This window comes from Nocardia sp. NPDC004278, assembly GCF_053602975.1.
Genome location: NZ_JBSGEQ010000011.1, coordinates 20,670 through 35,099 on the forward strand (window position 1 = coordinate 20,670; position 14,430 = coordinate 35,099).

At 66.6% G+C, this 14,430-nt stretch carries 15 protein-coding genes; 4 read left to right on the forward strand and 11 right to left on the reverse strand.

What is annotated here, in order from left to right; all coding sequences use genetic code 11:
* Nucleotides 1-74 precede the first annotated feature (74 nt).
* The 3 genes from ACWEO2_RS18675 to ACWEO2_RS18685 all read right to left on the reverse strand — a co-directional run bounded on the left by ACWEO2_RS18675 (nt 75) and on the right by ACWEO2_RS18685 (nt 2,755).
* Nucleotides 75-1,181 carry an anti-sigma-D factor RsdA gene (locus ACWEO2_RS18675; protein ID WP_452406460.1) on the reverse strand — a complete coding sequence of 369 codons (1,107 nt, stop codon included), beginning with the start codon at nt 1,179-1,181 and terminating at the stop codon, nt 75-77.
* Entirely contained in the window at nt 1,174-1,752 is a 579-nt protein-coding gene (locus ACWEO2_RS18680; protein WP_354951867.1) for a sigma-70 family RNA polymerase sigma factor, read from the reverse strand. The genes ACWEO2_RS18675 and ACWEO2_RS18680 overlap by 8 nt, the downstream gene beginning before the upstream one ends.
* Before the next feature lie 127 nt (nt 1,753-1,879).
* Nucleotides 1,880-2,755, reverse strand: a complete 876-nt coding sequence (locus ACWEO2_RS18685) for a hypothetical protein (protein ID WP_452406461.1) — start codon at nt 2,753-2,755, stop codon at nt 1,880-1,882.
* A gap of 627 nt (nt 2,756-3,382) precedes the next feature.
* Between ACWEO2_RS18685 and ACWEO2_RS18690 the strand changes: the two genes are divergently transcribed.
* The 3 genes from ACWEO2_RS18690 (at nt 3,383) to ACWEO2_RS18700 (ending at nt 4,834) form a co-directional block, all read left to right on the forward strand.
* Entirely contained in the window at nt 3,383-3,676 is a 294-nt protein-coding gene (locus tag ACWEO2_RS18690; protein ID WP_014981828.1) for a WhiB family transcriptional regulator, read from the forward strand.
* A gap of 329 nt (nt 3,677-4,005) precedes the next feature.
* A complete protein-coding gene (locus ACWEO2_RS18695) occupies nt 4,006-4,581 on the forward strand; it encodes a sigma-70 family RNA polymerase sigma factor (protein WP_354951869.1) in 576 nt (191 codons plus the stop codon).
* A gap of 1 nt (nt 4,582) precedes the next feature.
* A complete protein-coding gene (locus ACWEO2_RS18700; protein ID WP_452406462.1) occupies nt 4,583-4,834 on the forward strand; it encodes an RskA family anti-sigma factor in 252 nt (83 codons plus the stop codon).
* A gap of 155 nt (nt 4,835-4,989) precedes the next feature.
* Here the strand turns inward: ACWEO2_RS18700 and groL are convergent, their stop codons facing one another.
* Together groL and groES are read right to left on the reverse strand one after the other, a co-directional pair.
* The gene (gene groL / locus ACWEO2_RS18705; protein WP_452406463.1) at nt 4,990-6,600 is read right to left on the reverse strand and encodes a chaperonin GroEL; all 1,611 of its coding nucleotides are present in this window, start codon (nt 6,598-6,600) and stop codon (nt 4,990-4,992) included.
* Nucleotides 6,601-6,688: 88 nt separating this feature from the next.
* Nucleotides 6,689-6,988: a co-chaperone GroES gene (gene groES, locus ACWEO2_RS18710; protein ID WP_040686722.1), complete on the reverse strand. Its 300-nt coding sequence runs from the start codon at nt 6,986-6,988 to the stop codon at nt 6,689-6,691.
* Nucleotides 6,989-7,733: 745 nt separating this feature from the next.
* Between groES and ACWEO2_RS18715 the strand changes: the two genes are divergently transcribed.
* Nucleotides 7,734-9,302 (forward strand): Hsp70 family protein, encoded by a 1,569-nt coding sequence (locus ACWEO2_RS18715; RefSeq protein WP_452406464.1) that lies wholly within the window; start codon nt 7,734-7,736, stop codon nt 9,300-9,302.
* 76 nt (nt 9,303-9,378) lie between these two features.
* Here ACWEO2_RS18715 and tsaD read toward each other — a convergent pair whose 3' ends face one another.
* The 6 genes from tsaD to alr all read right to left on the reverse strand — a co-directional run bounded on the left by tsaD (nt 9,379) and on the right by alr (nt 14,430).
* Nucleotides 9,379-10,422, reverse strand: coding sequence for a tRNA (adenosine(37)-N6)-threonylcarbamoyltransferase complex transferase subunit TsaD (gene tsaD / locus ACWEO2_RS18720; protein ID WP_452406465.1), 1,044 nt, complete (start codon nt 10,420-10,422; stop codon nt 9,379-9,381).
* Nucleotides 10,419-10,943: a ribosomal protein S18-alanine N-acetyltransferase gene (gene rimI / locus ACWEO2_RS18725; RefSeq protein WP_452406608.1), complete on the reverse strand. Its 525-nt coding sequence runs from the start codon at nt 10,941-10,943 to the stop codon at nt 10,419-10,421. The genes tsaD and rimI overlap by 4 nt, the downstream gene beginning before the upstream one ends.
* 23 nt (nt 10,944-10,966) lie before the next feature.
* On the reverse strand, nt 10,967-11,680 hold the full coding sequence (gene tsaB, locus ACWEO2_RS18730; protein ID WP_452406466.1) for a tRNA (adenosine(37)-N6)-threonylcarbamoyltransferase complex dimerization subunit type 1 TsaB: 714 nt from the start codon (nt 11,678-11,680) through the stop codon (nt 10,967-10,969).
* Nucleotides 11,681-11,769: 89 nt separating this feature from the next.
* Nucleotides 11,770-12,222, reverse strand: coding sequence for a tRNA (adenosine(37)-N6)-threonylcarbamoyltransferase complex ATPase subunit type 1 TsaE (tsaE, locus tag ACWEO2_RS18735; protein ID WP_355185416.1), 453 nt, complete (start codon nt 12,220-12,222; stop codon nt 11,770-11,772).
* The gene (locus ACWEO2_RS18740) at nt 12,215-13,291 is read right to left on the reverse strand and encodes an alpha/beta fold hydrolase (RefSeq protein ID WP_452406467.1); all 1,077 of its coding nucleotides are present in this window, start codon (nt 13,289-13,291) and stop codon (nt 12,215-12,217) included. Before ACWEO2_RS18740 ends, tsaE begins: the two co-directional genes overlap by 8 nt.
* On the reverse strand, nt 13,288-14,430 hold the full coding sequence (gene alr, locus ACWEO2_RS18745) for an alanine racemase (protein ID WP_452406468.1): 1,143 nt from the start codon (nt 14,428-14,430) through the stop codon (nt 13,288-13,290). The genes ACWEO2_RS18740 and alr overlap by 4 nt, the downstream gene beginning before the upstream one ends.

Consider the following 14,430-nt stretch of genomic DNA (forward strand, 5'->3'; position numbering starts at 1 on the left):
TGCGTACGCCCCAGCGCGGCTGCGGGTTCAGCGCTTTCCTAGAAGCCAAAGCGCTTGCGGAGTACCAACTCCGATTATGTGGCGGGTCTCGATCCGGGCAAGCCGGGCAGAGTAGGAAAACCACTGGGAATCACAAAGGTGTTGCCACCAACGGTCGGCGGCTGCGCGGGCACGCCCGTGTCCACAGTCGGCTGGACCGGCGGGGGCTGAGTTCCCACGACGGTGGACGGCGGTCCCTGGGGCGGGTGCGTCTGACTCGGCTGCTGTGGCTGCGTCGGCGGTTCAGTGGTCACCGGCGTCGTCGGCACAGTCGGCTTACCAGGCGTACCCGTTGTACCCGGCACCGTCGGCTCGGCCGTCGTCGGCGTCTTCGTATCGACCGGTGGCACCACCGCGGAAGTCGACCCACCATCGCCGGACGGCTTGGTGGTCGGTGCGGTGATGGTGCTGCCATCGGTCACCGAACTCGGCGTCGTCGAGGACGTACTCGGCGCGAGCGACCTCGCGATCTCCGGGGCGATCTTGCTCAACTGCGCGAGCAATGCATCGAATTCACTGATCCGCTTGTCGCGCTTGGCCGGATCGTCGATCAGCTCCGCATTTGCCTTGGCGCCCTCCAGCTTTTGCCTGGCCATATCCGGATTGCCCTGATCGAGCAGCACTTTCGCGTTCGCCAGATCATTGTCGGCACGTTGCACCACGGTGCTCTGCGCCTGCTCGCTGAACACGACTTCCTTGACCCGCCACAGCGGATCACCCGGGGCGGCACCATAGGAAAACGCCGAAAGTCCGCCGATGACCAGAGCCAGCGCGGCCGCTGTCCCGAGGATCGGACGAACAAGCCGTAATCGCGTACCCGACTGCGCACCGATGCGAACCTGCCGGGCACCGATCTCCTGGTTGACCGCAGCAACGATCTCATCGAGACTCGGTTCGCTGGGTAGCGGTGGGGAAATCAGCTCCGCCCGCCAGTCCGCCAGCAGTGTCGCGAGCTGATACTCCTCCGCGGAGTCGGTCTGCACCGGCCCGTTGCTAGCAATGGCATCGATCAGCGCATCGTCTCGGCGCACCGCCGCGATGTCCACCGGTCCGGTGTCACCGCTCCCGGCGTAGGGACCGCTGTTCCGCGATCCACGTCGCGCCTTCCAGTCGCCCCGACCGCGCTCGCCATCCCTAGCCATACATTTCACCTGCCCTCGCCACTTGTGACTTCAGTTTCGCGAGCGCCCGGTGTTGAGCGACGCGTATCGCACCCGCCGTACTGCCCACGGCGACTGCGGTTTCTTCTGCTGACAAACCCATGACCAAACGCAGGATCAGAATCTCGCGATGCTTCTCCGGAAGCGTCGCGAGCAGGCTGTTCATCTGCCTGCTCGTTTCGGATTCCAGTGCTCGCTGTTCCGGACCTTGGTCGGTGGATATGACATCTGGTACTTCGGCCATTGCCTCCGCCTTGTTACGGGCGGCGTTGCGATGTGCGTCGGCGACCTTGTGCGAAGCGATTCCGTATACAAAGGCCATGAAGGGCCTGCCCTGGTCCTGATACCGGGGCAAGGCTGTCATCACAGCCAGACATACCTCCTGCGCGACGTCGTCCGCGGAGAGCTGTCCACGCTCCGCAGCGCCGATCCGCGCGCGGCAATAGCGCACCACCAACGGGCGGACCATTTCGAGTACCTGGGCTAAAGCGGATCTGTCGCCCTGCGCAGCGGCAGCGACGGCGAGGTCCAACTCTTCGCCCGTGTTCGTCATCGTCAGAGAATTTCCTGGCGTTACAAGTGGCACCGTCGGTGATGAACAGTGCTTCCGCCGAAGGGGCGGAACGGATCTAACAATAGCGATACAACCCGCGGGTACGGGCAACACGGTCGTCTCTAGATCAGACTCGGGAATCACTCATGGGACGAAAGCGCCCGCCACGACGGCCGATGGTCTCGGCGCACCGCCGCGCGTCGGCCTCGGCCGCACTCGCGCGCGTCCCGGCGGACACCCCGGCGCGCAACATCGAACTGGCCCAACGCAATGGCAGCAATTCGTGCTCGCGGCACTGTTCGGCGACCTCATCGGCGAGCACGCGCGCGCGCTCACTGTCGCCGGAGGCAGCCGCGGTCGCGGCGACCAGAAGGCTGGATTTCACGCGGTGCCGAACCGAGGGTCCCTGCTCGGCGAGCGCGAGGGCCGTCGCGGCGTGCGGCGCCGCGGTATCGGCGGCCCCGGAGGCGAGTGCGGTCTCCGCACAGACCCAATGCCAGCGGATCAGCGCCCGCCAGCCCGCCGACGACCCCGCACGGGTCAGTTCGTCATGACTGCGCCGCAGTAGCCGGGTGGCCAGCGCGAGACGGCCGGTGCCGAGCGCATCGGCCGCGAGACCGGTCAGCGCATCGCATATCGCGTCGACGCGATTCGGCCCGAACTCGTCGCGATCGGCGGATCCGGTCGGCAGGCTCAACGCGGCCGCACGACCGTCCAAGGTCGCGGCGCGGGCATGCCAGCCGAGCTGGCGCAGCAGCGAACCCGCGGTGCTCGCGGCCAGCGAGAGCAATACCGGATCGGTGGTGCTGGCCGATAACGAGCGCAACTCCTCGCGTGCCGCGGCGTAGCGACCCTGGCCCCCCAGAATCACCGCCCGATACCAGGAATCGAGGGGGTGCGCGGCAGCTGGCAACTCGGTAGCGGCACGTTCGGGGCAGGTGCCGAAGGCCGCATCGGCAAGCATGGCGGACTCGATATATATAGGGGAAGCTGACGCGAGCACGGCCGAACTCTATCGCGCCCGGCGCGACCAGCGGCGCGCCGAGAAGCCGCCAGCGGGGTCGATCCGGCTACTATTCAGCATTTCTGTCGCCGATGTCGTGTTTCCATCAAGTAAAAGTGTCCCGGCAATCCCGTAGCGCGTGTGACTGGAATTCACATGCGTTTCGCGCAATTAACCTCAGCGTCCCGTTTCTGCCATCTCCGATCGACCGTACGCCGGAGCCGCCGACCGACACTGTGACAGGACCCACGTCTACGAGGACCGCCCGATCATCGGGACGCAACCACCAAACCCTTTCCCACCTGCGGGAATGCGGAATACTGACATCATGCCAAGAGATCCCCGTCACTGGTCAACCGATCAGTATTACTGGAAAGGCGTTAAAAGTAAACAGCTCGGAGGTTAAATTTCGCAGCTAAAGATTTCGAAAACTGCTGCATCGAACTATTGACGGAATTTCGCGGCTGGACCTAACGTAGCTCATCGCCATGGTCGGCGCCGCGCGAAATTGCAGCGACCGCAATAGGCGAGCCCAGGGCACGCCGCGCCGATCCAGCGCCGTGGCCACAACTGTTGCAGAACAACTGCTCGACAACGCTGACGAGCTCGCACCACGAGGAGTTCACCATGCCCATGCCTACCCACCTCCCCGGACCGAACGCGGACGTCTGGGATTGGCAGATGCGAGGATCCTGCCGAGGCCAGGACTCCGCGGTGTTTTTCCACCCGGACGGTGAACGCGGTCGCGCCCGCACCGCACGTGAGATGCGCGCCAAGGAGATCTGCCGGGCCTGCCCGGTGCTCATGCAGTGCCGCAGCCACGCCCTCAAAGTCAGCGAGCCGTATGGCATCTGGGGCGGTATGTCCGAAACCGAGCGCGAGATGCACGCCCGGCGCAACCGCCGTCGTATGGCCGTATAAACGAACTTCTTCCCATCCGTGCGGCGCGGCGCGCCGAATCCCTAGCAAACAACCGGCGATGGCCACAAGCTGAAGTCGGTTGCACATCCGGCGTTTCGCGATAACTATCGGCGCGTCACGGCGTGTCCCTTCTGGAAACACCTGGCGTGTTGAAGTTTTCCAGAAAGTTGCCAGGCAACAGGCGGTTTGCCTGCACCCCACCGAATCGGGTGCCATAGCGACCCGCTACGGTAGTGACCGATGACACAGAATGGAGCGTTGTGACAACGCGGCCGCCGGCCGCAGAGGGCGACTCGTTCCGAAGAGAAGCCATCCCACCCGGCATCCGGGTGGATTCTGCGGTTACGGCACGCGCCGCCGAAAGTATTGAGCTCGCCGCACTTCTCGAACGCTGCGGCCGGTCCGACCAGGAGGCATTCGCTGAGCTGTACGACCGAACGTGCGCGCGCGTCTTCGGTCTGGTGCTACGCGTACTGCACGACCCCGGATACGCGGAGGAGACCACACAGGAGGTCTTTCTGCAGATCTGGCGGACCGCGGCAAGTTTCGACGCCGCCAAAGGATCCGCGGTGACGTGGTTGATGACTCTCGCCCACCGACGAGCCGTCGACCGGGTCCGCGCCGAACAGGCCCATACCCTGCGTGAAGTTGCTTACGGGATAAGGGTTCTCGGCAACGAATTCGATGAGGTCACCGAAGAAGTGGAGCGACGACTCGAACAGCAGGCCGTCCTGGAAGGTCTAGGGACATTGACAGACACCCAACGGGAGGCCATATCGCTCGCCTACTACGGCGGGCGAACCTACGCGGAAGTCGCGACCCACCTCGGCGTAGGGTTACCGACCGTTAAGTCCCGCATACGGGACGGATTGACACGACTGAAGAAAAGTTTGGGGGTGCCGTGAGATGAACGAAGCGCAGATCGATCTCGCGCACGCCGTCGCGCTCGGATCGATCGACGACGAAGACCACAATGCGATACAGGAAGTGCTCGACGGTGAGGACCCAGCGCTACGCACGGAATTCATGACCGAAGTGCAGCAGACCAAGGAAGCCCTCTCCGCCCTCGCAGTGGCGACGGCGGCCCAGCCGCCCGCCGCCCTGCGTGGCCGGTTGCTCGCCGCCATCGCCGCGGAACAACCGCCCGTCGCATCCTGAGTCAGCGCCGCCTCGTCGAGGCGAAACCCGTTACCGCGATTGATATTTTTCGACTTGTTGTGCGGTAGTTGCGTTCATATTGTTCAGAACGAAGGCCCCCGGGACCGGATGGTCCCGGGGGCCTTTGCCACTGGGCCGTCAGCTGAGGGGTGAACTCAGTGCGCGTGGCCGTGGTGGCTGTGGTCGTGCTCCTGTTCCTCGGGCTTGTCGACCACGGCGCTTTCGGTGGTCAGGATCATCCGAGCCACCGACGCCGCGTTGACGACGGCCGAGCGGGTCACCTTCACCGGGTCCACCACACCGTCGGTGAGCAGATCACCGTAGGTGAGGGTGGCGGCATTGAAGCCTTCCTTACCGTCGGCGACCTTGCTGACCACCACGGAGCCGTCGACACCCGCATTGGTGGCGATCCAGAACAGCGGCGCCCGCAGTGCGGTGCGCACCACCTCGACACCGACGGCCTCATCGCCGGACAGCGAGTCGCGCAGTTCGACGAGCTTGGCGGCGGCCTGCACCAGGGCGGTACCACCACCGGGCACGATGCCCTCGTCAACGGCGGCCTTGGCCGCGCTCACCGCGTCCTCGACCCGGTACTTGCGCTCCTTGAGGGCGGTCTCGGTGGCCGCGCCGACCTTGATCACCGCGACGCCACCGGCCAGCTTGGCCAGTCGCTCCTCGAGCTTCTCCCGATCCCAATCCGAATCGGTCGCCTCGATCTCGCGACGCAGCTGCGCGCCACGGGCCGCGATGTCCTCGGCGGTGCCGGCACCGTCGATGATCGTGGTGTCGTCCTTGGTGACGACGATGCGACGCGCCTTGCCGAGCACCTCGATGCCCGCCTCGCGCAGCGAGATACCCAGATCCGGGTTGACCACGGTGCCCGCGGTGACGACGGCCAGATCGTCGAGGAACGCCTTGCGACGGTCACCGAAGAACGGGGCCTTCACCGCAACGGCCTTGAGGGTCTTGCGGATCGAGTTGACGACCAGGGTGGACAGCGCCTCACCCTCGACGTCCTCGGCGATGATCAGCACCGGCTTACCGGATTCGGCGATCTTCTCCAGCAGCGGGAGCAGATCGGGCAGCGAGCTGATCTTCTCCCGGTTCAGCAGGATGTAGGCGTCCTCGAGGACGGCCTGCTGGCTGTCGGCATCGGTGACGAAGTAGGGCGAGAGGTAGCCCTTGTCGAACTGCACGCCCTCGGTGACGACGAGTTCGGTCTGCAGCGTCGAGGACTCCTCGACGGTGACAACGCCGTCCTTGCCGACGGTGGTCAGCGCCTTGCCGACCATCTCGCCGATCTCCTCATCGCGCGAGGAGACGGTGGCGACCTGCGCGATGGCCTGCTCGCCGGAGACCGGGGTGGCCTGCGCCAACAGCGCCTCGGACACCAGGTCCGCGGCCTTGGCGATGCCCGAACCGACCGAGATCGGGTTCGCGCCGGCGGCAACGTTCTTCAGGCCGGTGCGCACCAGCGCCTGGGCCAGCACGGTGGCGGTGGTGGTGCCGTCACCCGCAACGTCGTTGGTCTTGGTGGCGACGCTCTTGACGAGCTGGGCGCCGAGGTTCTCGAAGGGGTCGTCGAGGTCGATATCGCGCGCGATGGTGACACCGTCATTGGTGACGGTGGGGCCACCGAAGGCCTTCGCGAGCACGACGTGGCGACCACGCGGCCCGAGGGTGACCTTCACCGCGTCGGCGAGCTTGTCGACGCCGCGCTCGAGAGCACGACGAGCCTTCTCGTCGAACTCGATCTGCTTTGCCATGTGTTGTCAGCTCCTGTGTGTTCTGGGCCGAACGCACTCCGCCCCGGGTCGCGAAAGACACCGGGGCGGAACGCATGTGCCTTATCGGCTACTTGGTGACGACGGCCAGGATGTCGCGCGCCGACAGGATGAGGTACTCCTCGCCCTGGTACTTGATCTCGGTGCCGCCGTACTTGCTGTAGATGACGACGTCGCCTTCCTTGACGTCGACCGGGATGCGGTCACCCTTGTCGGTGACGCGGCCCTCGCCGACGGCGATGACGGTGCCCTCCTGCGGCTTCTCCTTTGCCGTGTCGGGGATGACCAGGCCGGAGGCCGTCGTCGTCTCGGCCTCGTTGGCCTGGACGAGGATCTTGTCCTCGAGCGGCTTGATGTTCACGCTCGCCACGTTGAGCCCTCCACTTTCAGGGGATTTGCGGTCGTCCGGAACTGTTGTCCCGGACCATCGGTATCGGTGTTGTTTCGAGCGGCCCGCAACAGTCACCACTGGCCACCCGGACTCGACCCTGCGCATCAGCCCCGTCGTCGCGGGTGCCGGGACCCTGCTCAGTAGTCGAACTGGCACACGCACATCACACAGTGCCGACTAGCACTCTATACATGAGAGTGCCAGCGCTCAAGGTTGGACTGTGCCAAACCGTTGGTCGCGCCGTGTCGGCGTCGCCGACAGCGCCGTGGCCGTGTCGTCGACCGCGCCGCGCGTGTCACAGACCACGCCACGCCCAGGGGTCTGAGGGCTTCCCAAGACTTCGTCAAATCTGTAACGTTCGGATAACGGATTGTGACAGTATTGACGACGATCGTGCTTCGCTTGCCGTGTTCGTCATGAACCGGCGTTGTGGGGGGAGCACAGAACGTCAGGAAATACCCTGCGGCATACAGCAATACCCTGTTTCGCCAGAGCAATGTCAGCGTCAGCACCAGTCCGAACCAACGTCACAGTACAAACATTCTTCAGAAGAAGCTTCACCAGAGGGCAAGACCACACGTGATCCATGGCCGTCCCAGCGACCCATCCGGACAACGGGTCGGCCGGGTCCCGCGTCCGAATCGTTCGCCATCCACGCGGGCGTTTCGGCTGTCCATTCGAGATGGTCGGCACCACCATGACCATCCGCTCGAAGGGAGGTGACATGCGAACATCCCTCGGCATATCGGCCGGTAACGAGGTCGTGTGCTCGGCGCTGGTCGCAACCGCGCCCAATGGCGCGCAGAGTTTCGACTATCGGGTGGTCTCTGCGGACGCGGCCCACTCCGATCTCGGCGATCTCGTCGCGTCCTCGATCGAGTTGATGACGACCCAGCTCCCGACTACGCAGCTCTCCTATGACGTGGCCTTCCCCGCGCAGCCGGTCGGCGCGCGCTTCGCGGGCGGCAAACCGATCGGTGTCGACTCCGCCGCCGGTCGCCCACCGACCACTGTCGCCGTGGCCTACCGCAGCAAGGAGCAGGCGCAGGTAATCCGTTCGGCCACTGGCAAACAGCGCGATCTGCGGCTGGTTCCGGAAGGCACCGCGGCGCTCACCTATCTGCGCCACACCGGACTGGTCGACCGCTACGACACCGTCGCCATTGTCGATCTCGGTGCGACCGGCCTCAGCATCACCGTCGCCGACCAGGCGGACGCCAACATCCTTCGCACCGAACGCACCGGTGCTATCAGCGGCAACGCCATCGATGAGCTGATCTATCACCACCTCGTCGATCTGCACTACGCCCGCCGCGGCACCCGACCCAACCGGGGCATGTTGACCAACCGCGGTCGCGCCGCCAAGGAACATCTGTCGATCGCGCCCGCGGTGACCATCGACCATGTCGCCGGGCAGCCGCTGAAGCTGACCCGGGCCGACTTCGAGGAACTGATCTCGGATCTGCTGCGCAATACGGCCGTCTTCGCCGCCGCGGCATTCGCGCGGTCGCCGAAGTTCCCGCAGGCCGTGATCGTGATCGGCGGCGGCGCCAATATCCCCGCGGTGATCTCCACCCTCGCCCGTGAGCTGAATCTGCCGGTGCACACCGTCGACGATCCGGAGGCGGTGATCGCCAAAGGCGCGGCACTGGTGGCGGATTCGATGCAGCCGTCGGTATTCCCGGTGGTCGCGCTCGGCGCGGCCGACGCACCGGTCGGCACCTTCACCAAGGTCGTCGGCACGCTGGCGGGTGCGATCGTGGTGGTCGGGCTGGTCGTCGGCTACGGCGTGAAGACATTCGCACCGACCGGCGACGATGAGATCTCTCCTGCGGGCACTACCAGCAGCGCGCAACTACCGACGCCGCCGGTGTCGGCGGTGCCGGCGACCGGCGCGGGTACCTCGACCACCGGCCCGAACCGGGAGAGCCCGAACCGGCCCTCCGGCGCAAATATCCCCTCGCTCACCCCGGATCGGAGTCAGCCGCCGACCTCGACCACCTCGACACCGGCCGCGACCACCATTCCGAACGCGCCGACGCTGCGTCCGGATCCGAATCTGCCGCCGATTCCTTTCCCGGAGTTGCTCGGTCCGCTGTTCGGCAATTCGAATGCGCCGGGTGTGGGCTCATCTGGGCCGGAACACACTCCGGCCCAGGGCTCGTCGACGGTGCCGCCGATCGGTACGACGCAGGCGCCCGCGCAATCGCGAATTCCCCTTCCGCCCAGGGCGAATTCGGGATCATCTTCCGGGCAGTCGGGAGCCGTGGTGAGGGTTGGGCCGAACGGCTGACCAGTGCGCGCTCGGTGCCGGACAGCGCTGCCCTGGGCAGCCGCGCGCTCGGTCGCGATCCGAACCCTATGGGGAGTCAGCCGACTCGACTGACCGAGACCGGGAGGCCGGGGTCGGTGGCGACCGTCAAGGGCGATGGTGTTGCGCCGCCCGCGATCACGTGGGCGCCAAGGGCCGCGATCATTACGCCATTGTCGGTGCACAGGCGGGGTTTGGGGACACGCAGGCGCAATCCGGCCGCCGCACAACGTTCTTCGGCCATGGAGCGGATTCGGGAATTGGCGGTGGCGCCACCACCGAGCACCAGGGTGTCGACCCCGACGTCCTGGGCCGCGCGCACCGCCTTCATGGTGAGCACATCGGCGACCGATTCCTGGAAGGACGCCGCGATATCCGGAATCGGCAGCTCCTCGGCGGTGAAGCCATTGCGCTGGGCCGCCTCGACGTAGCGGGCGACGGCGGTCTTCAGACCGGAGAAGGAGAAGTCGTAGCGCGGATCGCGCGGTCCGGTCATACCGCGCGGAAAGGCGATCGCCTTCGGATCGCCGTGCGCGGCAGCGGCATCCAGCGCGGGCCCGCCCGGGAAGCCGAGGCCGAGCAGCCTGGCCACCTTGTCGAAGGCCTCGCCCGCGGCATCGTCGACGGTGCTGCCCAGTTCGACGATCGGCTCGGACAGATCGGTGACGTGCAGCAGATGCGTATGCCCGCCGGAGACCAGCAGCGCAACGCACGACGGCATCGGACCGTGCTCGAGGGTATCGACGGCGACATGTCCGCCGAGATGGTTCAGGGCGTAGAAGGGCACATCCCACGCTGCCGCATAGGCTTTCGCGGCCGCGACACCGACCAGCAGCGCACCGGCCAGTCCGGGGCCGATGGTCACCGCGAGCGCGTCGGGCTTGCTGATGCCCGCCGCCGCCAGCGCCCGGCGCATCGCGGGCACGATGGCCTCGAGATGTGCGCGCGAGGCGATCTCCGGCACCACACCGCCGAAGCGGGCGTGCTGTTCGACGCTGGAGGCGACCTCGTCGGCGAGCAGTTCGCAGGTTCCGTCGGCGTGGCGGCGCACGATACCGACTCCGGTTTCGTCGCAGGAACTTTCGATACCCATGACGATCACGAGAGCACCTCGTTCGGTTGTGCCGTTTCGCTCGGCTGCGGGCCCCAGGCCTGGTTCGCGGTGGTCAGCTCGGGCCTGCGCATGGTGTAGGCGTCGGCACCGCTCGGGTGGTAGTAGTTCTTGCGCAGGCCGATGATGTGGAAGCCGTGTTTGGCGTACATCGCGATGGCCGGGGCATTGTCGGTACGCACCTCGAGGAAGACCGGTCCGCCGCGCTTGCCCGCCTCCGTGAGCAGCGCCTCCAGCAACATGGTGCCGATGCCGCAGCGGTGGCAGCCGGGATCGACGCCGATGGTGTGCACCTCGGCCTCGGGGTGTTCGGCATCGCCGAGCAGTGCGATGCCCGCATAGCCGACCATCCGCCCGGCGTCGTCGCGGGCGACGATATAGCGGTTGTGCGGCCCGGCCAGTTCGGAGCGGAAGGACACCGCCTGCCACGGATCGTCCTCCGGGAACAGCAGTTGTTCGAGTTCGACGCAGCGTTCGATATCCGCGCCGGCCATGGGCTCGATGCGAATCATGGATCTACCGGTCTCCACTGCCGTCACGCCCCCGTCCGATCGAGCGTGTGGTAACTGCGTTCGACCGCGTCCGGCCTGCGCAGGTACAGCGGGACCAACGGTTCCGGGACGGTGCGCGCCAGTAGTTCGGCGGCCGCGACGCGCACCAGCCCGGCGGGCGATGGCGTCTCGGCCGGAAGCACGGGCAGGTCGAACAGATCGACGTGCGAGGCGGATCCGGCGATCATGCTGGCGTGCACGGGATCCAGATCACCGGGCTTGTTCACATCCGGGCCCTCGATGCGACGTCCGTCACGGTAGCGCGCCCAGTACACCTCGCGACGGCGCGCATCGGTGACCACCAGGAGCTCGCTCTCGGCTGTGATGTCCGGCACCACCGTGGGTTCGAGCACGGCGTCGGAGGCGATCGCGTCGAGGCTGCAGACCCCATAGACCGGCAGGCCGAGCGCGTCACCGAAGGCGGCGGCGGTCGCCATGCCGACCCGGAGTCCGGTGAACGGACCGGGCCCGATGCCGACCACGACGGCATCGATATCGGCCCTGGAACGACCTGCCTCCGAGAGGCATTCGAGGATTTGCGGGGTGAGCACCTCGGCATGGGCGCGGGCGTCGACCCGGACGCGCGAGGCGACTGTGCGCACTCGCGCCGGGGCACCGGTGCCGGATGCGGCCTGCTCCAGTTCCACCAATCCCGCGGTAACGGCGGGTGTCGCGGTGTCGACGGCTAGTACAAGCATGATTGACCCAACGATACCGGGTGGTACCTGCGCGCGGTGCGGAGCTACTCGGTGGCTACACCACCGCGACGATCAGCGACGATCGCGGGCTACCCGACCCATTCCCAGATCGCGGTGCGGACATCGGAATTCGGCTCGCGCGAGAGCAACACGTACAGATGGCGCTCGGCGAGGTGTTCCACAACACCCTTGCCCCACTCCACCACCACGACCGCCTGATGCAGATCGGTATCGAGATCCAGCGCGTCCAGCTCGTCCAGGTCGCCGCCGAGTCGGTAGGCGTCCACATGCACCAGCGGCACCGGCTCAGCGCCGACGCGCGCGCCGGCGCGGTGCTGGCGGGCGATGATGAATGTCGGTGAGCTGACCCGGCCCTGCACGCCGAGTCCCTCGGCGATGCCGCGAGTCAGCGCGGTCTTGCCCGCGCCGAGGGGACCGTCGAGCACCACCAGGTCACCCGCGACGAGTCCGGCGGCGAGTTCGCGACCGAAGGCCTCGGTGTCGGCGACCGTGGGCAGGATCCGCTGCTGCCGTTCAGCCACCGGCGACCTCCGAGGTTGACGGGATATGTTCGATGCCACCGGCGCGCACCAGTAGCCGGTCGAGCGCGGCGTTGACGATATCCGGGAATTGCAGGTGCGCCATATGCGCGGCGTCATCGAGGCGGATGAGTTCGCTTTGCGGCAACTCGCGCGCCAGCGCCCGCGAATTGCGGAACGGAATGACGACATCGTGCGCGCCGCCGAGCACCAGCACCGGCAGATGCGCGAGTGTTGGCAGCGCCGCCGATTCGTCGTGCAGTTCGAAGATCCTGAGAAATTTCACGATCGTCTCGACGGGCGTGCGATCGATCATCAGCGTGGAGAAGCGCGACAGGGTGGGGCTCACCGGCCCGTGATACGAGCTGACATGCAGTATCGGCGTGATCACATGCCGAACGGTGCTGCGCCCGGCCTGCACCAGGGTGGGCGCGGTGTGCACGGCCAAACGGAACCCATCGATCGCGGGGTTGCGCAAGAGCTGGGTAATGCCCGCCGAAGTGACCTCGGCCGCCGCAGTCGAGAGTAGACCGATCCCGATCACCCGCGCCGCGAACAACTCCGGGAACTGCGCGGCCGCGGCCAGCACCGCCATACCGCCGAGCGAATGACCGACCAGGGCGACCGGACCGGTCGGCGCGGTCGCCTCGATGACGGCGGCCAGATCGCGGCCGAGTTGGGCGACGGTACAGCTCCTGGTGGTCGGCGTGCCGGAGCGGCCGTGCCCGCGCAGATCGAAGAAGACCAGGCGAACCCTTGGGCCCCAATGCTTTTCCAGATCGCGGCGCTGGAAGTGGAAGGTCTCCATGGTGTTGCAGAAGCCGTGTACGAAGATCACGGTGACCGGGGCGTCGGGCGGACCGCATTCCCTGGTGGCCAGGCGCACACCGTCTTCGGTGAGCACCGCGCCGGAGCGGTCCTCCTCGAGCAGGTTGAAGTTCTCGTCGCGGTATTCATCGACACGGGCGGGCCAGAGCACCCGGGCGCCGATGCGCCGCAAGGTGTGTGCGCCCGCCAGCGCGCCGACCACACCGGCGGTGGCCACTCCACCGACGACGGTGCGGTTTCTCATCCGGTTCCCCCTCCTACATGGCGCCGGACCACTCGGCCGTGTGGTGCGCACACGACCTCATAGTGGATGGTGCCGAGCAGATCCGCCCAGTCCTGGGCCCGCGGTCGGTCCGCGCCGAACAGGATCGCGGTGTCGCCCTCGGTGACGCCCGCCGCATTATCGCCCAGGTCGACGACGAATTGGTCCATGCAGATGCGACCGACACCGGGGTGCAGCGCACCGCCGAGCCACACCGAGAATCGGTTGCTCAACGGGCGGAACACGCCGTCGGCGTATCCGGCCGGAATGAGGGCGACGGTGGTGTCGCGCGGTGCGATCCACTGGTGGCCGTATGAGACGCCTTCTCCGGCGGCGACCGGCTTCACCAATGCGACGCGGGCCTGGAAGGTCATCGCGGGCCGCAGGCCGAAGTCGCCGAGTTCGGGTATGGGGGAGAGTCCGTACATCGCAATGCCGGGGCGGACCATATCGAAGGCGAGATCCGGGCGGGTCACGGTGGCGGCCGAGTTGGCGAGGTGGACCAGCTCCGGTTCGAGACCGTATTCCTTGGCGGCGGCGATGGCATCGACGAACCGGTCGCGCTGGACGTCGAGGTAAGGGTGTTCCGGCTCGTCGGCGTGTGCGAGATGGGAGAAGATCGCGCGCAACCGCACCACCTGCTCGTCCACCAGCGCGCGCAGCGCCGCGAGCACCGCCGGGTACTCGAGCGTCGCGATGCCGTTGCGATTGAGGCCGGTGTCGACCTTGAGCGAGACGATGGCGGTCCGGCCGGTGCCGCGTGCCGCCGCCTCGATGGCCCGCAGATGGGCCAGGGATGAGACGCCGATCTCGATATCGTGTTCGATCGCGGCGCCGAAGTCGGCATCGGAATTGTTCAGCCAGCACAGAATCGGCGCGGTAATGCCCGCCTCGCGCAATTGCACCGCCTCGGCGACCGTGGTGACCCCGAGTTCAACGGCTCCGGCCGCCAGTGCGGCCCGGCCGACCTCGACAGCGCCGTGGTTGTAGCCGTCGGCCTTGACCACCGCCATCACCGCCGCATCACCGGCGTATTCCCGCAGAATCCGCACGTTGTGGGCAATGGCATCCAGATCGACAACCGTCTCCACTTGCGCCTCCACGGCTACTGATCCTGCCAT